Source organism: Pseudomonas sp. GW821-FHT07G10, assembly GCF_059418545.1.
In genome coordinates this window covers 39,763-61,440 of record NZ_JBWKQB010000029.1, presented here as the reverse complement: position 1 = coordinate 61,440, position 21,678 = coordinate 39,763, and the positions used below count along the sequence as shown (strand labels likewise).

General features: G+C 63.8%; 4 protein-coding genes. All 4 read left to right on the top strand.

The features are described 5' to 3' along the window. Positions 1-4: 4 nt before the first annotated feature. The 4 genes from AC07O1_RS25015 (at position 5) to AC07O1_RS25000 (ending at position 21,665) form a co-directional block, all read left to right on the top strand. On the top strand, positions 5-3,433 hold the full coding sequence (locus AC07O1_RS25015; RefSeq protein ID WP_495090507.1) for a condensation domain-containing protein: 3,429 nt from the start codon (positions 5-7) through the stop codon (positions 3,431-3,433). A gap of 17 nt (positions 3,434-3,450) precedes the next feature. Then, positions 3,451-4,497, top strand: a complete 1,047-nt coding sequence (locus tag AC07O1_RS25010; RefSeq protein WP_495090506.1) for a TauD/TfdA family dioxygenase — start codon at positions 3,451-3,453, stop codon at positions 4,495-4,497. Between the two features lie 112 nt (positions 4,498-4,609). Then, on the top strand, positions 4,610-7,672 hold the full coding sequence (locus tag AC07O1_RS25005) for a non-ribosomal peptide synthetase (protein WP_495090505.1): 3,063 nt from the start codon (positions 4,610-4,612) through the stop codon (positions 7,670-7,672). A 58-nt stretch (positions 7,673-7,730) separates the two neighbouring features. Then, positions 7,731-21,665, top strand: coding sequence for a non-ribosomal peptide synthase/polyketide synthase (locus tag AC07O1_RS25000; protein ID WP_495090504.1), 13,935 nt, complete (start codon positions 7,731-7,733; stop codon positions 21,663-21,665). The last annotated feature ends 13 nt before the right edge of the window (positions 21,666-21,678 follow it).

Below are 21,678 nucleotides of genomic sequence, written 5' to 3'. Positions count from 1 at the left end.
CACCATGTTCTCATTCAATCACTGGATCGAAGTGCTGGAGGCCAACGCCCTGCACTTCCCGCAGCGTGCTGCCCTGCACTTCTTGCCGGACGGCGTCGAGATCGGCGAAACCCTGACCTTTGCCCAACTGCACGAGCAGTCCCGATCCCTCGCGGCCGCCCTGCAATCGCGTTACGCAGCGGGCGATCGCGTGTTGTTGATGCTGCCCAGCAGCCTCGACTACGCACGCGCGTTTTGCGCCTGCTTATATGCCGGCCTGATTGCCGTGCCGTTGTTCCCGCCTCCGTCGCGCAAGCCCCGGCACCTCGACCGCGTGCGCAAGGTGGTGGTGGATGCCGAACCGGCACTAATCCTCGCACCGGCGGATCATTGCCAGGCATTGCTGGAACTGGTGGACAACCAAGTCGACGTGTTGACGGTCCAGAACCTGGGCGTGCCGCCAGCCAGTGACTGGCAACGCCCGAATGTCGACGGTGCGACCGTTGCCTTCCTGCAATACACCTCAGGCTCCACCGGCACGCCAAAAGGCGTTGAAGTACGCCAGCGCAACCTGATCGCCAATGTCGAACTGATGCGTCAGGCTTACGGTTTCGATGAGCATGGCGGCATGGTCAACTGGTTGCCGCTGTACCACGACATGGGCTTGATCGGTGGCATGCTGGCCCCGCTTTATAGCGGTATGCCCTGCTACCTGATGGCTTCGCAGACCTTCGTCAACGCGCCGTCTACCTGGCTTCAGGCGTTGAGCCGCTACCGCGCCACCGCCAGTTTTGCCCCCAATTTCGCCTTTGCCCTGTGCAACCGGGTGGTCAGCGACAACCTGATCGCGCAGCTCGACCTAAGTGCCTGGCAACACGCAATCAACGGCGCCGAACCGATCCACCCCGGCACCCTCGAAGCCTTCGCCCAGCGCTTTGCCGCTTGCGGTCTCAATCCTCTGGCGATCAGTCCGGGTTATGGCCAGGCCGAAGCGACGTTGTGCGTCAGCGCCACGCCGGCCGACGCCCTGCCCGTGGTGTTGCGTCTGGACAAGGCCGTACTGGAAACCGGTCGTGTTGCCCTCGCGGCAACCGATGCCGCCGCCGTGGAATTCGTCGCCTGCGGTTATCCGCAGGCCTTGCACAGCATCGCCATCGCCGATCCGCAGAGCCATGAACGCTGCGCTGCCGATCGCATCGGCGAGATCTGGCTGAGCGGCCCGAGCAACGCCGAAGCCTATTGGAAAAACCCCGAAGCCAGCCGCGAAGCCTTTGAGGCGCGCATTGTCGGCGAACCCGGCAATTATCTGCGTTCCGGCGACCTGGGTTTCATGCACGAAGGTCAGGTGGTGATCTGCGGGCGTCTGAAGGATCTGCTGATTCTCAACGGGCGCAACCTGTACCCCCACGACATTGAATTCGCCATTACCGATTCCGAGCCGGGCATTCGCACCGGGCGCATCGCCGCGTTTTCGGAAATGGACCCGCTGCTGGGTCGCGAGAAATTGGTGATCGTCGCCGAGCCACAACGCAAGTTCGTCGACCCGGCGCATCACCCGGTGCTGTTTGCGTCGATGCAAAACGCCGTGCGCGAAGCCGCCGACTGCGGCATCGATCAGATTGTGCTGGTGCAAGCTGGCACCATCCCTATGACCACCAGCGGCAAGATCGCCCGTCAGGGTGCACGCAAACAGCTGGCTGCGGGTACTTTGAGCATCATCGCCCAGAGCGGCGGGCAGATCGCCCCGAACAGCGAAACCGTTGACCTCATTCAACTGAAGCAGTTGGTGGGCAATACGCCGCAACTCGCGCAAACCGCTTGCCGCCAATGGCTTGAACAAACCCTGCGCGAGGTCAATCCGTATCTCGCGGCAGACTTCGAACTCAGCTTGATCGGCTTGGGTCTGGATTCCATCAGCGTCGCCGACTTCGCCGCTCGCCTGCACAAGGATCTGGGCTGGAAGCTCGACACCCAAAGCCTGTTCGGCGAACAAACCCTGGCGCAATGGGCGCTGGCCTTGCAGGGTTTCCTGAGCGAGCCATCGCCGATGGCTAACGCCTCGACCGCACGTACGAACGTTAGCCAAAGTCGTCAATCATTCGCGCAAAGTCGCCTGTGGTTTTTGCGCCAACTGAATCCGGACGACACCCGGCACAATCTGGTGTTGCACCTGAGCCTGCAAGGTCCGCTGGATATCGAAACCCTGGCGCTGCGGCTGAACACGCTGGTCAGCCGTCACAGTGTATTGCGCACGGTGTATCGCGACGGGGTCAATGGCCCGCAGCAACAGGTGCTGCCGGCCACCGCCGTGCCACTGACCTGGCACGACCTGCGTGACCAGAGCGAGCCGCAGCAACAGCAAGCACTCCAACACTGCCTGGCCAACGAACACGCCACGCCGGTCGAACTGGAAACCGGACCGCTGCTGCGCGCTCAACTGCTCAGCCGAAACGACGAGCGGCACAACCTGCTGCTGACCCTGCACCACATCGCATTCGACGGGCGCTCGGCGCAAGTATTGCTGGCAGAACTGGCCGGCGTCACCGACGCCGAACTGCCGGTGCAATATCTGGATTTCGCCCACTGGGAAACCGGGCATTGGAGCGCACAACGGATTGCTGCGCAGCAAGACTTCTGGCGTGAGCATCTGGCAAACGTGCCGCAAACCCTCGATCTAGGTGGCAGCGGCCAGACCCATGGCGAGCACAGCCTGAACTTCAGCGTGCCTCAAGCGACCTGCGAACACCTTGCAACCCTGGCCCGCGAGCAAGGCATGACCCTGTTCATGCTGTTGCTGGCCAGCTATCAGCTGGTGCTCAAGCAACTGGGTGGCCAGGAGCAATTTCTGCTGGGTACCGACGTCAGCGGCCGTCCGTTGGCGGAACACAACGACGTCATCGGTTTCTTCGTCAACCAACTGATCCTGCGCTGCGACCTGCATGGCAAACCGACCCTGGCCGGTTTCCTTGAGCGGGTTCGCGACCAGGCACGACTGGCCTACGCCCATCAGGGTCTGCCTTTCGATCTGGTGGTGTCGGCACTGGCGCCGGAGCGTCGTGCCGGTCACTCGCCGCTGTTCCAGGTCAAGCTCAACTATCAACCGTCACGGGTAACTCCGACCGATATCGCCGGTGCGCACATGACGGCGCTGGACGTGGCGCAGGCGCCGGGGGATTTTCATCTGGTGCTCGATCTGGTGCACGGTGCCGAAGGCATCGACGCGACCCTCAAGTATCGCGGCGACTGCTTCGATCAGGATCGCGCCTTGCGCCTGCAACACCTGTGGACGCGCCTGTTGGGCGAAACCCGGAACCTGTTGGACGAATCGCTGCCGGCACTGGCCGAACGCCTCGGCGCATGGGATCAGGTTTTCCAGCGCGAACGCCAACAGTCCCAAGCCCTGGCCGGTCGCAGCCAGCTGATGCAAACCAAACGTCGCTCATTGACCCTTTAACCGAGTTGGATGCCTTTATGTCTATCGTGCCCCCATCGTCTCGCGCCCTCGGCGCTGTGCGCCGCAAAGCCATGAACGTCTCGGAACAGCAACTGGTCAGCGAGCGCCTGCTCAGCCCGGACCACGCCTTGCCGCTGGTGATTGAGCCGGCGGTCGGCGGCGTCGATCTGGTCGCCTGGGCGACCCGTGAACGTGAAAGCATTGAGAAGAAACTGCTGCAATACGGCGCCCTGCTGTTTCGCGGGTTCTCCGTGTTGTCCGTGGAGCAATTCGATCAGGTGATCGCCGCCCTCTCCCCCGGTGCGCTGGAATACATGTTCCGCGCCTCGCCGCGCACCCGGGTCGGCGGCAACATTTATACCTCGACCGACTACCCGGCCGACCAGATGATTTTTCCGCACAACGAACATTCCTATTCGCCACGCTTTCCGCTGCGTTTGTTCTTCTACTGCCATATCCCGTCCGAGACCGGTGGCCAAACCCCGATCGGCTCGACCCGTGCGGTGAAGGCAAAGATCAGCCCCGACATCGAAGCGCGGTTCCGTGAAAAAGGCGTGCTGTATGTGCGCAACTATGGCGACGGTTTCGGCCTGCCGTGGCAGACCGTGTTCCAGTCCGAAGACCGCAGTGAAGTGGAAGCCTACTGCGCCAGCGTCGGCATCGAAGTGGAATGGAAAGAAAACAACCGCCTGCGTACCCGCCAGCGCGGGCCGGCGGTGGTGCGTCACCCGCGTACCGGCGAAGAAGTCTGGTTCAACCACGCGACCTTCTTTCATATCAGCACCCTGCCCCCGGCGATCCGCGATTCGCTGCAAAGCAACTTCAACGACCTCGACCTGCCCACCAACACTTTTTATGGCGACGGCGAACCGATTGAACCGCAGGTGCTGGAGTCGCTGCGAGCGGCCTACCTCGACTCGCTGGTGCGCTTCAGCTGGCAACAGGGCGACGTGTTGTTCATCGACAACATGCTCGCGGTGCACGGTCGCGAACCGTTCACCGGCAAGCGCGCAATCATGACCGGCATGGCCGAAGCCCTGCTGCAGAGTGACGTCGCCGTCTGACTTTCAACGGGTACACCAGTTGCTCGCCAGAGGTTGCCTGACATCTGTTCGGCGAGCCTCAGCGCCGCTGTCGTGGCCCAGTTTCAAGCCCCCATTTTTAGTCGAGTTGAACATGAGCGGACTTCAAGGTTTTCGTATTTCGCCGCAACAGGCATCTGTGTACCCGCACATCAACGGCGCGACCGAACACCCGTTCAGTTGTCATTTGCAGTGGTCGTTGTCCCGTCCGGTGGACGCAATTTCGCTGAACAGCCGTCTGCTGGCACTGATGGCCGACAGTGAAATCCTGCGCACGCGCCTGACGCCGGTGCCGGGTCTGCGGCACCCGGTGCAGGTGATTCACAACACTAGTGCACTGGCCGTGACCGTACAGGATTTGCGTCGGCACAGCCCCACGGATCAGGACGCTGCACTGGCCAGCCTCGCTGCGCTGGCCCGCGACTGGGCAAACCCGCTGTCCGTGACCCTGGTGCAACTGTCGGATGAACAATCGGTACTGGACCTGGCCGCCGCCAGCAGCCACTTCGACCTCGCCAGCCTGAAACTGCTGGCTGCTGCGCTGTTGCAAGACGCTCAACCGAACCTGTCCGAAGCTCTGCAATACGCCGATTACGCTGAGTGGCGCTGGAGCCTGACGGAAGACGAGCCGGACCATCCGGGCGTGAGCTTCTGGAAACCATTAAGCGAAACCGAACAGCCGGCCTTGCAGCTGTCGCTTGAATCCACCAGCGGCAAAGTGTTTGCGCCGGCACACCTGGAGATCGCAGTGCCCGCCGATCTCGCCCGCCATCCGTCCCTGACCTCAAACCTGATGCTGACAGCCTGGGCCGCAGTACTCGGACGACTCGCAGGCCAGCAGCAAGTCCCGATCACACTGATCCACGAAAGCCGTGGCCCGGAACTTGAAAACGCGCTGGGTTTGTTCGAGCAGTGCCTGCCGGTGCGCATCGATCTGCAGGCCCAGGCGACCCTGCTGGAGCAAAGCCAACACGTCGGCGCCATGATCGAGCGGACGGTTGGTTGGCAGGACTATTACACCCAGGACCTGACTGGCGGTTACGCCTTCGCCTGGCGTTCGGGCGATACCTGGGAGCGCTATGCCAGCGCGGTGATGAGCCCGGTAAAGGCCTGTCTGGACGTTCGTCAATTGCCCGACAGCTTGCACGCTCAGGTGGTTTACGACCGCCACACGTTAAGCAGCGAAGCGGCGGCCTGCCTCGCCGAACAATGGCTGCAGCTGCTGCTGGGCGCGCTGGCCGAACCGCAGCAAGCCTGGGCTCATCTGCCACTGAACGGGCCGCTTCAAGCACAAATTATCGGTGCCCAACCGAACTTGCCGTCGATCGAACCAGTGACCCTGGTCGAGCTGATTGCCCGTCAGGTTCAGCAACAGCCGAATGCCATCGCGCTCAGCGACAAGGACGGCGACCTGAGCTACGCCCGGCTCGATGCCTGCGCAACGCATCTGGCCCATCAACTGGTGGCGGCCGGCATCGGTCCGGGCGTGCCCGTCGGCATTCTGTTCGCCCGCAGCAACCTCGCCATCGTCGCCATGCTCGCGGTGTTGAAGGCCGGTGGCGCTTACGTGCCGGTTGATCCGACCTACCCGGCGGATCGCCGTGCCTACATGCTCGCCGACAGTGCCATTGCGCATATCGTGGTCAGCGCCGAATTGGCTGACAGCGTGCCCGCCAGTCTGCAACGCTTTGTGCTTGACGATCTGACAACTGCAAAAAACAGTGACCTGCCGCCACTGCCCATGCCCGCTGCGGACGACCTGGCGTATCTGATTTACACCTCTGGCTCCACCGGCGCACCGAAAGCCGTGGAAATCAGCCACGGCGCACTCAGTCTATCGACCCAAGTGCGCATGGCCGCCTATGAGGCGCCGGTGCGCGCTTACCTGCTGCTGTCATCGTTTGCCTTTGACAGCTCGGTCGCCGGGATTTTCTGGACCCTGGCCCAGGGCGGCCGTCTGGTGCTGCCAGCCACAGGCGAAGAACTGGAGATGGCCCGTCTGGCGCAGTTGATTGCCCAGCATCGGGTCAGCCACGGTCTGTCGCTGCCGTCGCTGTATCAGGCTTTGCTCGATCAATTGCAACGCGATGGCGGTGCCAACAGCCTTGAGTGCTGGATTGTCGCTGGTGAAGCCTGCCCGCCTTCGTTGATCGCCCAGCACAGCAAGACCTTGCCGCAAGCCCGGTTGGTGAACGAATACGGCCCCACCGAAGCCACGGTCTGGGCCACCTATGAAGTGCTGGATCCGAGCCGCGCCTTGACCATTGGCCGTCCGATTGCAGGCATGGACCTGCGGGTGCTGAACGAACACGGCGTCACCAGCGGCATCGGTGAACCGGGCGAAATCGTCCTCGCCGGCCCGACCCTGGCGCGCGGTTACCGCAACAAACCCGAAGAAACCGCCAAGGCCTTTGTCACCCTGGCCGATGGTACCCGCGCCTACCGCACGGGCGATCTGGCGTGCTGGCTGGCGGACGGACGCCTGGCGTTCCTCGGGCGCAAGGACCATCAGGTCAAGTTGCGCGGCTACCGCATCGAACTCGGGGAAATCGAGCGTCAACTGTGCAGCCATAGCGATGTGCGCGAAGCCGCGGTGATCGTGCAAGAGCACGCCGCCGGCAAACGTCTGCTGGCCTACATTGTGGCGGCGCATGGCTATGCGCCGGACTCGGAAGCGATCAAGCGTTTTCTCGGTGAACGCCTGCCGTCGTACATGGTGCCGACCCGAGTGCTGACCCTGCCGACCTTCCCGCGCACGCCCAACGGCAAGCTCGACACCCGCCAGTTGCCCGACCCGGACCAGTTCGACGAAGACGCCCACGTGGCACCGCGCACTGCGATGGAAACCACCCTGCAAGCCATCGTCGCCAAGGTCTTGAAGCTGTCGACCGTGAGCGTCACCGAGAACTTCTTCGCCATCGGCGGCGACTCGATTCTCAGCCTGCAAGTGGTGGCCCAGGCCCATGAGCAAGGCATTGCGCTCTCGGCCAAGCATGTCTTCGAGCGCCAGACCATCGCGGCCATGGCCGAAGTCGCGCAGCCGCTGGCCGCTGACACCGTCGAGCCGCTTGCCGATAGCGCCGAGTTCAGCGCTTCGGGCCTGTCCGATGACGAAATGCAGGCGCTGATGGCCGAGCTGAGCGAGGCCAACCTGTGACCGGTTTCCCTCGCCGCCGTGCCATCACCGTCGCCCCTTTTTTTGCAGGACGCTTTCAATGACCACCGAAAAAAACACTGCCAATCCGATTGAAGACATCTACCCGCTGTCGCCGTTGCAGCAGGGGATGCTGTTCCATTCCCTGCTGCATGAAGACTCCGGCGTTTACCTGATGCAGGATCGCTACCGCATCGGCGGTGCCATTGATGAAGTGGCATTCCTTGAATCCTGGCGCCAGGTGGTGGCGCTGCACCCGTCGCTGCGCGCCAGTTTCCAGTGGAAAACCCAAAAACAACCGGTGCAGGTGATCCATCGCGAGGTCAAGGTGCCGCTGGACACCCTCGACCTGCGCGGACTCGCCCCGCACGAACAGGAAGGGCGGATCCGCACGTTGCTTGCGGACGAACAGAAAGTCGGTTTCAACCTGTCGAAGCCGCCGCTGATCCGCTTCCGCCTGGTGCGACTGGCCGATGAGTCCTACGAATTCATTCGCAGCTTCCACCACATCCTGATGGATGCCTGGTGCATTTCCCTGGTGACCGTGGACTTCCTCAAAGTCTACGAGGCGCTGTGCAATGAGCGCGCGCCTGAACTCAAGAGCCCGCGCCCGTTCCGCGATTACATCCAATGGCTGCAACGTCAGGATGCAGGCAAGGCCGAGCAGTTCTGGCGTGGCCAGTTGCAGGGCCTCAATGCGCCCACACCGCTGACCGTGGACAACGGCGTGAGCCGCGACCGTTACACCGACGCGGTGCTGGTGGACGATCAGCTGATTCACCTGACCGAGCAGGAAACCCAGGCATTGGCAGCGTTCTGCCGTAGCCACCGGATCACCCCGAACACCTTCTTCCAAGGTGTCTGGTCGCTGTTGCTGTCACGCTATAGCGGCCAACGCGATGTGCTGTTCGGCGTCACCGTCGCCGGTCGTCCGGCGGAGCTGACCGGCGTGGCAGAGATGATCGGCCTGTTCATCAACACCCTGCCGCTGCGGGTGTCGGTGGACCCCGACGCGTCGCTCGGCAGTTGGCTGAACGCGCTGCAAGGGCTGAACGTCGACATGCGCGACTTTGAGCACACACCCCTGACCGACATTCAGGGCTGGAGTGATTTCCCCCGGGGCGAAACCCTGTTCGACAGCATCCTGGTGTTCGAAAACGCCCCGATCGACGAGCAGATTCTGGAAGGCGGTTTCCAGTTCAGCCTCGAAGGTATGGACCACAGCGTGCACACCCACTATGGATTGACCGTGGTGATCCTGCCCGGCGAGCAGTTGGGCATTCGTGTGTCTTACGATCGCGAGCGTTTCGAGGCGCCGACCGTGCAGCGCTTGCTTGGTCACATCGCCAGCCTGGTGCGTAGCATGCTCGCCGCAGCGGATGCGCCGCTGGGCAGTTTCGAACTGCTGGCCGCTGATGAGCGTCAGCAACTGTTGAGCGACTGGGCCGTCAATCCCCACGACTTCCCGCTGGATCATAGTTACGCCGAACTGTTTGCCGCCCAGGTCGCCCAACGCGGCGGGCAGATTGCTGCGATCTGCGACGGTGAATCCCTGACCTACGCCGAGCTGGATCAACGCGCCACGCGCCTGGCGCATGCCTTGCGCGAGGCCGGTGCCGTTGAAGATCAACTGGTCGCGCTGGTGGCCCCGCGTGGTCTGGCGCTGTTGACCATGATGATTGCCGTGTTCAAGACCGGCGCAGCTATGCTGCCCCTTGAAGTCAATCACCCGCCCGAGCGCCTGCGGGAAATCCTCAGCCTGTCCCGCGCACCGTTGCTGGTGGCCAGCGAAGAGTGCAGCGCTCTGGTCGACCAGTTGCTCAGCGGCCTCGATCAGGCACGAGACGGCCTGCTCGCCGAAGCCTGCTGGAAGTCCGCCAACGATGCGCCGCTGCCGTTGCTCGGCGGCCCGGACAGCCTGGCCTACGTGCTGTTCACCTCGGGCTCGACCGGTACGCCCAAAGGCGTGATGATCGAACAACGCGGCATGCTCAATAACATCTTCGGCAAAGTGCCGGCCCTGGGGCTGAACGCCGAAGACCGGATTCCACAGACCGCTTCGGTGGCCTTCGACATTTCCGTGTGGCAGTTCCTCGCCGCGCCGGTACTGGGCGCCACGCTGCACATCCTGCCGGACGACGTGGCGCACGACCCACAACGCCTTCTGCAAGTCATCGCCAGCGACCGCCTCAGCGTGCTGGAAATTGTCCCGAGCCTGATGCGCACGCTGCTTGCGCTGTGCCCGTGTGACCTGCAACTGCCCGATCTGCGCTGGGTGCTGCCCACCGGTGAAGCGCTGCCGCCGACCGTGGCCCGGGACTGGTTTGCGCGTTTCCCCGACATCGCGTTGATGAACGCCTACGGTCCGGCCGAATGTGCCGACGACGTGGCCTTCCAGCCGATTTTCGAAGCGCCGGACGCTAATGTCAGCCATATGCCCATCGGCCAGCCGACCGCCAACAACCGCTTGTACGTGCTGGACGAAGCGCTGCGGCCGGTGCCGATTGGCGTTGCCGGGGAAATCTGTGTCGGTGGCGTCGGCGTCGGCCGCGGCTACCTGCACGATCCGCAACGCACCGCTGACGCATTCATCGACCACCCGCAGCTTGAAGGTCGCGTGTACCGCACCGGTGACCTCGGGCGCTGGCGTGCCGATGGGGTGATCGAATACCTCGGCCGCCGCGACCAGCAAGTGAAACTGCGCGGTCACCGGATCGAACTGACCGAAATCGAACACCGTCTGGCCCAGCACCCGAACGTTCGCGAAGCCGCCGTGCTGCTGCGCGAAAACAGCGTTGGCGAAGCCTGGCTGGTGGCCTACTGGTCGGCCCATGACGATACTTTGGGCAACGACGGGCTAACCGAACACCTGCGCGCGCAACTGCCGCCGTACATGGTGCCGGCCGCGTTCGTGTGCCTGGAGCGTTTGCCGCTGAACAACAACGGCAAGGTCGACCGCAAGGCCCTGGCCGCCCAGGAACTGAACTGGCAGGCCGATACCCAGGAAAGCATTGCGCCACGCAACGAGCTGGAAGCTGCCGTGGCGAAAATCTGGGCTGAGGTTCTGGGTCGCGAAACCGTAGGCGTGGAAGACAACTTCTTCACCCTCGGCGGCCACTCGCTGCTGGCCACCCAGATCGTCGCGCGCCTGCGCACCCATTTCAAACTCGACCTGCCGTTGCGGGTGCTGTTCGAACAACCGACGGTGGCGCTGCTGGCTGTCGCCATCGCCGCGCGCCAGGCTGACGCTGCAGCGCCGCAAGCCGCCGCGATCAGTGCGCCTAAAGCCCAGGTGCGCCCGGCGCTACTGCCGCTGTCGTTCTCGCAACAACGCCTGTGGTTCATCGAGCAACTGACGCCCGGCACGACGCTGTTCAACATCCCGTTTGCCCTGCATCTCAAAGGTGAACTCAACGTCGAAGCGCTGCACGCCAGCCTGAATGACTTGCTGGTGCGTCATGAAATCCTGCGCACCGGCATCCGCAGCACTGATGGCGTGCCCAGCCAGCACATCAGCGAATCGCTGAACATTGCATTGCCGTTCGATGACTTGTCGGGCCTGGGCGCCACTGCTCGCGAAGGTGCGCAGTTCAATGCCCTGCAAGAAACCTTTGAGCAGCCGTTCGACCTGACCTCGCCGCCGTTGCTGCGTGCACGACTGCTACGTGTTGCACCGGGTGAACATGTGCTGGGCATCGCCCTGCATCACCTGGTCTCGGACGCGTGGTCGGCGACCATCGCCCTGCGCGAACTGGCGCTCGGTTATGAAGCCCGTTGCAACGGGGCGCCCGCCGAACTCCCGGCCCTGGCGGTGCAATACGCCGATTTTGCCCTGTGGCAGCGCGAACACCTGCAAGGCGCCGAACTCAAGCGCCAACTTGATTACTGGACCACCACGCTGGATCGTCGCAACAGCGAAGGCAGTCCGCTGCTGGCCTTGCCCACCGACTATCCGCGGCCTTCGGTGCAAACCTACCGCGCCGGCATTGTGCAGCGTGAACTCAGCGCCGACCTCAGTGGTCGGGTGCAAGCCTTTGCCAGTCGCCTGGGCACTACACCGTTCACCGTGTTGTTCGCAGGCTTCGCCGTGCTGATGCACCGTTTGAGTGGCGATGCCACAGTATTGATCGGCACCCCGGTCACCCACCGTGAACAACCGGGCACCGAAGGTTTGCTCGGCATTTTGCTGAATAACCTGGCCATCCGTGCCGACTTTGAACCGCAAGCGGATTTCACCGCGCTGGTCGGCCAGGTGGCCCAGCGTCTGCGCGAGGGTTTGCAGCATCAGGATCTGCCGTTCGAGCAACTGGTGGACAGCCTGCAACTGCCGCGCAGCCTCAGTCATGCGCCGCTGTATCAAGTGATGGTCGCCCAGCAACTGGCCATGGAATCGCGGTTACGCTTCCCGGGGCTGGAATTCGAAGCCCTCGACACCCCGCTCAAACAGTCCGAATGCGATCTGGACCTGCACGTGCTGTGCCCGGCCAATACGCCGATCCAGCTGGAGCTGATGTTCGCCCTGGATCTGTTCGCCGCCGACAGCGCCCGCCAAACCCTCGCCCGCCTGGAACACTTGCTTGAGCAAATGCTCGCCGAGCCGCAACGCCCGGTGGCCGCCCTGCCGCTGTTGATGGCAGCGGAATGGCAGCGCACCGTGGTCGAGTGGAACCGTACCGAGATGGAGGTGCCGCAACACCTGACCTTCGCCCAACTGTTTGAGCAGCAGGCCGAGCGCACCCCGGAGCGTGACGCGCTGTGCTTCGAAGGCCGCAGCCTGAGCTACGGCGAACTGAACCGTCGGGCCAATCAGGTCGCGCATTACCTACGCAGTCAAGGCGTGGTCGCCAATCGCCCGGTGGCGCTGTGTGTCGAGCGCTCGCTGGAGTTGTTGATCGGTTTGCTGGGCATTCTCAAAGCGGGTGGCGCCTACGTGCCGCTGGACCCGACCTACCCGGTGGATCGTCTGGCGTACATGCTCGAAGACGCGCAACCTGCGTTGTTCCTCGGCCAGCAGGGCTTACTGGAGCAGCTGGGTACCGAACTGCCGCGCTTGCGCCTGGACAGCGACGCTGCCCTGTTCGCCGATCAGCCGGACAACAACCTCACGCCACTGGCCGGTCCCGATGACCTGGCCTACATCATGTACACCTCCGGCTCGACCGGTAAGCCAAAGGGCACATTGGTCACCAACGGTTCGGTGGTCAACCTGGCCTGGGCGCGCATCCATGGCCTGTATCGGCGCTACACCGATCAGCCGATGCGCAGCAGTTTCAACTATTCGTTTGCCTTCGACAGTTCGGTGGCCGAGCTCATCTTGCTGCTCGACGGCCATAGCCTGTACCTGACCCCGGAGGACGTGCGCTACGACCCCGAGGCACTGGCGCAGTTTTTCCGCGAAACCCACCTGGACGCTTTCGAATGCACCCCGGCGCAGCTCAAGGTCTTGCTCGAAAGCGACGGCGTGCGCCGGGGCGAGGTTTACCTGCCGCGCTTCGTGCTGTTCGGTGGCGACGCGGTGGATGCGCAGCTCTGGCAGCGCCTGCCATCGATTGCCGGCAGCCGCTTCTTCAACACTTACGGCCCCACCGAATGCACCGTTGATGCGACCGGGTGCGCCGTCGATGACTACCCGCAGCGTCCGATCATCGGGCGGCCGATTGCCAACGTGCGCACTTACGTGCTCGATGCCTTTCTCAATCCGATGCCGGTCGGCGTACCGGGTGAACTGCACATCGGCGGTGCCGGCGTGACCCTGGGCTACCTCAACCGCGCCGAACAGACCGCGAAGGTGTTCATTGAAGACCCGTTCTCACCGCTGGCGGGTGCGCGGATGTACAAGTCCGGCGACCTGGTGCGCTGGCTGCCCGACGGTCAGCTCGAATACCTGGGGCGCATGGACCATCAGGTGAAAATCCGTGGTTTCCGTGTCGAGCTGGGTGAAATCGAAGCCTTGATCGGCGCCCAACCGGGTGTCCGTCAGGCGGTGGTGCTGGCCCGAGAAGACCTGCCCGGCGACAAGCGTCTGGTGGCGTATGTCACCTGCGACCAGCAGGCCGACATCAACGCCTGGCGCAAAGCCATCGGCGCCGCCCTGCCCGACTACATGGTGCCGTCAGCGTTCGTGCTGCTCGATGAATTGCCGCTGACCGACAACGGCAAACTCAACCGCAAGGCCCTGCCAGCGCCGGACATCCAGGCTGAACCGGATGCGCAGGACCCTCCGCGCACTGTCGCCGAACAGCAACTCGCCGCCCTGTGGTCCGAGCTGCTGAACGTGCCGCTGACCCAGATTGGTCGCGACAGTCATTTCTTCTACCTCGGCGGTCATTCGCTGCTGGCGGCGGTGCTGTTTGCCCGTCTGCGCCAACAGTTCGCCACGGTTCCGTCACTACGTGCAGTGTTCGAACACCCAACCCTCGACGCGCTGGCCGACCTGTTGGGTGAGCCGCTGCATGCGCCAGCGGCGACCTTCATCCCGATGGCACGTCCCGCCCGTTTGCCGTTGTCGTTCGAACAGCAACGCTTGTGGTTCCTCGAGCAATTGAGCGCCGGCGGTGGCGAATACAACGTGGTCAGCGCCGTGCAGTTCGACGGTGAGCTGAACACCCAGGCCTTGCAGTCGTCCCTGAACAGCGTGGTTCAACGCCACGAAATCCTGCGCAGCCGGATCGTGCGCGATACCGCTGGCGAGTTGGCGCTGATCATCGAAACCGACGCCCACCTCACCTTGCGCGTGACAGCGCTGGACGCGGCCACCGACGATACCTGGCAACAGCTGACCTTTGATGCCATCCACGCCGAAACCGGACACCGTTTCGACCTTGCCACCCAAGCGCCGATCCGCGCCACGCTGATACAGCGCAACGGTCGCGCCCAGGCGTTGCTGTTGCTGACCGTGCACCACTGCGCCACCGACGATGCATCCAGCCAGAACCTGCTGGATGAACTCGCGCAGTTCTACGCCGCTCAATGCCTGGGCACCGTCGCCGCACTGCCGAATCTGGCGCTGCAATACCCGGATTACGCGCTCTGGCAGCGCGAATCAGGGCAGCAGGCATTGTTCCGTGGTCAACTCGAGTACTGGCGCACGCAATTGGAAGACGGCAATTACCTGTTGGACCTGCCCACCGAGCAGGGGCGTCCAAACCAGCTGGACCCGGTCGCCGGCGCGGTACAACTGCAGTTGCCGGCAGAACTGGTGGGACGTTTGCGGCAGTTCGCCCAACAACGCGGCGCCACCCTGTACATGTTGATGCTCAGTGCAGCGCAACTGCTGTTGGGGCGCTACGCCAACCAGCGCGACGTACGGATCGGCAGTCCGGTCGGCCAGCGTCCGCTGGCCGAACTGCAGCCGCTGATCGGTTGCTTCGTGAACACCCTGGTGATGCGCGCCGACCTCGACCCGGCGCTGGATTTCGAAGGTTTGCTGAGCCAGGTACGCAACCGCGTGCTGGATGCCCAGCAGCATCAGGACGTGCCGTTCGATCAGCTGGTTGAGCACCTGGCGCCAGAACGCAGCCTCGGCCAGACGCCGCTGTTCCAGGTGTTGTTCGTGATGCAGAACGCCGACACTTCGGCCAGCCACTGGCCGCAATTGCAGGTGCGCGAACGCGCGGTGACCGCTCAGGCCACCAAGTACGACTTGAACTGGGAAGTGCATGACGGCGAGGTGCTGTCGGTATTGCTCGAATACCGCGCCGCGCTGTTCAGCGAAACCACGGCCCGAGGTTGGTTGGCGCAATGGCAACAGTTGCTCGAAACCATGTTCGATGCACCACAGACTCGCCTCGGCGACTGGTCACCGTTGACGGTGCCGGAACGTCAACGGCAACTGGTCGAGTGGAACGCTACCGAACGTCATTACAGCGGCCCGAGCAACCTGCACACCGCCCTGACCCAACAAGCGGCGCTGAGCCCCAACGCTCCGGCACTGGTGTTCGAAGGCCAGCGCCTGAGTTATGCCGAGCTCGATCAGCGCGCGCAAACCGTCGCCCGGGCCTTGCTCGCTGCCGGTATTGGCTGCGGCGCCATCGTCCCGGTGTGCATGCAGCGCTCGGTGGAAATGGTCGTGGCCCTGCTCGGCATCGTGCATGCCGGTGCGGCGTGGTTGCCGCTGGATCCGGAACTGCCAGCTGCGCGTCTGGCGTTCCTGATTGCCGACGCTGACGCCCAGGTCAGCTTGACTCAACCGCAGTGGCTGGCGCGTTTGCCGGCCGGACACCAGGCCTGGACCCTCGATGCCCTGCCACCAGCGCCTGCCGGTGAACCGATCAGCGTCAGCGCCAACGACCTGGCCTACGTGCTCTACACCTCCGGTTCCACCGGCCAACCCAAAGGCGTGATGAACGAACACGGCGCCTTGATGAACCGTCTGCACTGGATGCAGGACGCCTTCCCGATTGGCCCGAACGACCGCGTCTTGCAGAAAACCCCGTACAGTTTCGACGTGTCGGTGTGGGAGTTCTTCTGGCCGCTGATCACTGGCGCCACCTTGGTGGTGGCTCGTCCGGACGGTCATCGCGATCCGGCGTACCTCAGCCAATTGATCCAGCAGGAACAGGTCACCACCCTGCACTTCGTACCGTCGATGCTGCGCGCCTTTGTCGAAGAGCCGAGCCTGACCGACTGCCACAGCCTGCGTCAGGTGTTTGCCAGCGGCGAAGCACTGCCGGTGGATCTGGTGCGGCGTTTCATGAGCCAACACCCGGCCGCGCTGGTCAACCTGTATGGCCCGACCGAGGCGGCGATCGACGTCTCGGTATGGCGTTGCTCGGTGGACGACCTGATCGTGCCGATCGGCCAACCGATCGCCAACCTGCGGTTGTACATTCTCGACGAGGCGATGCAGCCACTGCCGATCGGCAGCATCGGCGAGCTGTACATCGGCGGGGTCGGCGTCGCTCGGGGTTACCTGAAACGGCCGGACCTGACCGAGGAACGCTTCCTCGCCAGCCCGTTCATCGACGGTGATCGCCTGTACCGCACCGGCGACCGTTGCCGCTTCCTCGCCGACGGCAACATCGAATACCTGGGGCGTCTCGACCATCAGGTGAAACTGCGTGGCCAACGAATCGAACTGGGGGAAATCGACGCTGAATTGCTGGCACAGACCGGCGTTCGCGATGCCGCCACGCTGTTGCTTGATCAGCGCCTGGTGAGCTTCTGGTGCGGTGACGCCGAAGAAGCCGGACTGCGCGCGGCATTGAGCGACAGCCTGCCTTCGCACATGCTCCCAAGCCTTTTGGTGCAACTCGACAGCCTGCCACTCAACAGCAACGGCAAGCTCGACCGCAAGGCGCTGGCCGACATGGCATTGCCTGAAACGAAAAGTGACCAGCCACGCACAGCACCGCGCAACGCCACTGAAACGGTGCTCTGCGAGTTGTTCAGCGAACTGCTGGAATGCCCGTCGGTGGGAATCGATGATCACTTCTTCCACCTCGGTGGCCACTCCTTGCTGGCCACCCGGCTGGTCGCCCGGGTCCGTGAACGCCTCGGCGCCACCCTGCCGCTGGCGCTGGTATTTGCCCAACCAACGGTGGCGGCGCTTGCCGGTCATCTGCGCGCGGCGATGCCGGGCGAACTGATCACCGCACAGCTGCGTCCGACACAACTGCCACTCGGTCTGGCTCAGCAACGGTTCTGGATGCTCAGCCGCCTGGTGCCGGATTCCCGCGAGTACCACATGCCGTTCGCCCTGACCTTGCGTGGCGAGCTTCAGGTCCAGGCCTTGCGTGAGGCGTTCGAGCAGGTCAGCGAGCGCCACCTGGTGCTACGTAGCCGCATTGTCGAAGTCCAGGGCGAGCCGCAGTTGTTGATCGACGATCACGGCCCGGCGCTCGCGGTCACTTCGGTCGCCACACAAGACTGGGCGGCGGCGTGCGCCGTTGCTCGGAACGAGCTGATGGCACCGTTCAACCTGGCTGCCGCCGCACCTTGGCGCGCGCAGCTGTTGCAACGTCAAGGCAGCGACGAAAGCCTGTTGCTGGTGTGCCTGCACCATAGCGCTACCGACGGTTGGGCCATGCAATTGCTGATCGACGAACTGGCCCAGGCCTACAGCGCCGGCCTGAACGGGCAGTCGCCCGTCTGGGCGGCGCTGGACGTCGACTATGTCGATTTCGCCCTGTGGCAGCAGCACCCGGACACCCAGGCTCGGCGCAACGACAGCCTGGATTACTGGAAAAACCACCTCGGCCAGGACGACTACCAACTCGACCTGCCGCTTGACCATCCACGCGCTGCCGAAGCGGATCGTCGCGCCCAACAACTGACTGTCAGCCTCGGCGCCCAGCGAGCCGAGGCGATCCGCCAGTTCGCCCGTCAACGCGGCACCACCACCTATGTCGTGCTGGCCACTGCCCTGACTGCCCTGCTCGCCCGCTACAGCGGTCAGCGTGATATTCGCCTTGGCACCCCGGCCGATCAACGTGATCAGCCACAAGCCCAGGCGCTGCTGGCGTGCCTGGTAAACACCTTGGTGATTCGCGGTGAAGTCGACCAACAGGCCCCGGCTGAGCAGTTGCTCGCCAGCGTTGAAGCAGACCTGCGCGCAGCTCAGGCCCATGCCGACCTGCCGTTCGCCACCTTGGTCGGCGCCGTGGCCCAACGCCGCGACCTTAACCGCACGCCGCTGTTCCAGGTGATGTTCTCCCTCAACCACGGCCGCATGGACAGCAGCCAATGGCCGGGGCTGAACATCGAAGAGCAGACGCTGCCGGTGATCGATGCCAAGTTCGAACAGAGCTGGGAAGTCCAGGACGACGGCAGCGACATGAGCCTCGCGCTGGAATACCAGGCGGCGCTGTATGACGAGTCGACGATGCAGCGCTGGAGCGCGCAATGGTGTGCCCTGCTGGACGCTCTGGTGGCGACACCGGAGCTGGCGCTGGTTGAACTGTTCCCGCAACAACAGGATCAGCAGCAACTGGATCGCTGGAACGCTACCGAACGTCATTACAGCGGCCCGAGCAACCTGCACACCGCCCTGACCCAACAAGCGGCGCTGAGCCCCAACGCTCCGGCACTGGTGTTCGAAGGCCAGCGCCTGAGTTATGCCGAGCTCGATCAGCGCGCGCAAACCGTCGCCCGGGCCTTGCGTGCTGCCGGTATTGGCTACGGCGCCATCGTCCCGGTGTGCATGCAGCGCTCGGTGGAAATGGTCGTGGCCCTGCTCGGCATCGTGCATGCCGGTGCGGCGTGGTTGCCGCTGGATCCGGAACTGCCGGCTGCGCGTCTGGCGTTCCTGATTGCCGACGCTGACGCCCAGGTCAGCTTGACTCAACCGCAGTGGCTGGCGCGTTTGCCGGCCGGACACCAGGCCTGGACGCTGGATGCCCTGCCACCAGCGCCTGCCGGAGAACCGATCAGCGTCAGCGCCAACGACCTGGCCTACGTGCTCTACACCTCCGGTTCCACCGGCCAACCCAAAGGCGTGATGAACGAACACGGCGCCTTGATGAACCGTCTGCACTGGATGCAGGACGCCTTCCCGATTGGCCCGAACGACCGCGTCTTGCAGAAAACCCCGTACAGCTTCGACGTGTCGGTGTGGGAGTTCTTCTGGCCGCTGATCACCGGTGCGACGCTGGTGGTGGCTCGTCCGGACGGTCATCGCGATCCGGCATACCTCAGCCAATTGATCCAGCAGGAGCAGGTCACCACCCTGCACTTCGTACCATCGATGCTGCGCGCCTTTGTCGAAGAGCCGAGCCTGACCGACTGCCACAGCCTGCGTCAGGTGTTCGCCAGTGGTGAAGCGCTGCCGGTGGATCTGGTGCGGCGTTTCATGAGCCAACACCCGGCCGCGCTGGTCAACCTCTATGGCCCGACCGAAGCGGCGATCGACGTCTCGGTATGGCGTTGCTCGGTGGACGACCTGATCGTGCCGATCGGCCAACCGATCGCCAACCTGCGGTTGTACATTCTCGACGAGGCAATGCAGCCACTGCCGATCGGCAGCATCGGCGAGCTGTACATCGGCGGGGTCGGCGTCGCTCGGGGTTACCTGAAACGGCCGGACCTGACCGAGGAACGCTTCCTCGCCAGCCCGTTCATCGACGGTGATCGCCTGTACCGCACCGGCGACCGTTGCCGCTTCCTCGCCGACGGCAACATCGAATACCTGGGGCGTCTCGACCATCAGGTGAAACTGCGCGGTCAGCGGATCGAACTGGGGGAAATCGATGCAGCGCTGCTGAACCAGCCTGAAATCACCGGCGCCTGCACCCTGGTGATCGACAACCGCTTGGTGGCGTTCTACAGCAGCAGCGCTGCGCAATCGGAGCTGGGCGCCCTACTCAGCGCCGAGCTGCCGGCGTACATGGTGCCAGCGGTATGGGTCGAAGTACCGGCCCTACCCCTGACAGCCAACGGCAAGATCGACCGCAAGGCCTTGGCCGCCCTGCCATTGCCACAGACTCAGGAAGATTACGCCGCACCGCGCAATGAACTGGAAACCCTGCTTTGCCAGTTGTTCGGCGAACTGCTCGGCGAAGCCTTGACCGGTGGTCGCGAGGTCGGTACCTCGGACAGTTTCTTCGCCCTGGGCGGTGATTCGATTCTCGGTTTGAAGCTGATCTCGCGGCTGCGTGAGCAAGGCTACTCGCTCACGCCAAAAGACCTGTTCCGCTCGCCGACCCCGGCGGCCTTGGCTCAGGTGGCCAGTCCGTTGCTGACCCTGGCCGAACAAGGCGACGTGACCGGTCCGATGCCGTTGATGCCGTTGCATCAGTGGTTCTTCGACCAACAACAGCCGCAGGCCGCGTACTGGAACCAGTCGGTGTTGGCCGACAGCGACCGTCGTCTGCAGCCGGACCTCGTGCAGGCAACGCTGGACCGACTGGTCGCCCATCATGATGCCTTGCGCCTGCGCTTCACCGAGGTTGACGGGCAATGGCAAGCACGCCTCGCCCCCGTTGCACCCGCGCAATTGACGTGCTGCGAGCATTTGGAGCAACTGGAAAGCATCGCGCAAAACCTGGACCTGCAACACGGTCCACTGTTCGCGGCGGCCTTGCTGGAGGGCGAACCGCAACGCCTGTATCTGGTCGCGCATCACCTAGTCGTCGACGCGGTGTCGTGGACGCCGTTGCTGGAAGATTTCCAGCAGCTGTATCAAGGGCTGGAACGTGGCGAGAAGCCGAGTCTGCCGGCGAAAACCACGTCCTACCGGCAATGGGCCGAGCACCTGCACGCCCATGTGGCCACGGTCGGTACCGAACAGCGCTACTGGAACGCCCAGACCACCGCGAACATCCCGCCGGTGGCCACAGTCGCCGAGCGGCAGACGTTGTCGGCTCGCTGGGATGCCACCCGCACCCACCAATGGCTGACCGAGTCCCAGGCCGCGTACCGCACGCAACCGGAAGAACTGCTGATTGCCGCCCTCGCCGCCACCCTGGCGGAAGCCGAAAGCCGCGCCGACATCGTGGTGGATCTGGAGCGCCATGGCCGCGATGCGCCGTTCGAAGGCCTGGATGTCAGCCGCACCGTCGGTTGGTTCACCACCCTGTTCCCGTTGCGCGTGAATTCCAGCGGAGCCCCCGGCGATCGGGTGCGCAACGCCAAGGAAGCCTTGCGCGCCGTGCCGGGCCAGGGCCTTGGCCATGGGCTGCTGCGTCAATGCGGCGAGTTGCCGCCGGGCAGTGGCGATGTGCTGTTCAACTACCTGGGGCATGAGCAAACGCCGCAGGGTTGGTTGCGCGCCAGCACCCTGACCCCGCCGCCGGAAGTGGCGTTAGCCAACCGGGTGACCCATGGCCGTGAAGTGGTGGCCTGGCTGGAAGACGGCGTACTGCGTGTCGAATGGCACAGCGTCACCCCGAGCGCCGACCGCCGCTTGCCTGGCCGCCTGCTTGAGCACTTGCAAGCGCTGGTCGGGCATTGCCTCGACCCGCAGGCCGGGACGCTGATGCCGTCGGACTTCCCGCTGGCCAAAGGCATGAACCAGGCGACCCTCGACACCCTGCTCAAACGCCTGGGGCCGAAGAAGTGAGCCCCGTCATTGC

Coding starts and splice junctions, on each gene's coding strand:
- AC07O1_RS25015 (WP_495090507.1), top strand. CDS start 5: ATGTTCTCATTCAATCACTGGATCGAAGTGCTGGAGGCCAACGCCCTG.
- AC07O1_RS25010 (WP_495090506.1), top strand. CDS start 3,451: ATGTCTATCGTGCCCCCATCGTCTCGCGCCCTCGGCGCTGTGCGCCGC.
- AC07O1_RS25005 (WP_495090505.1), top strand. CDS start 4,610: ATGAGCGGACTTCAAGGTTTTCGTATTTCGCCGCAACAGGCATCTGTG.
- AC07O1_RS25000 (WP_495090504.1), top strand. CDS start 7,731: ATGACCACCGAAAAAAACACTGCCAATCCGATTGAAGACATCTACCCG.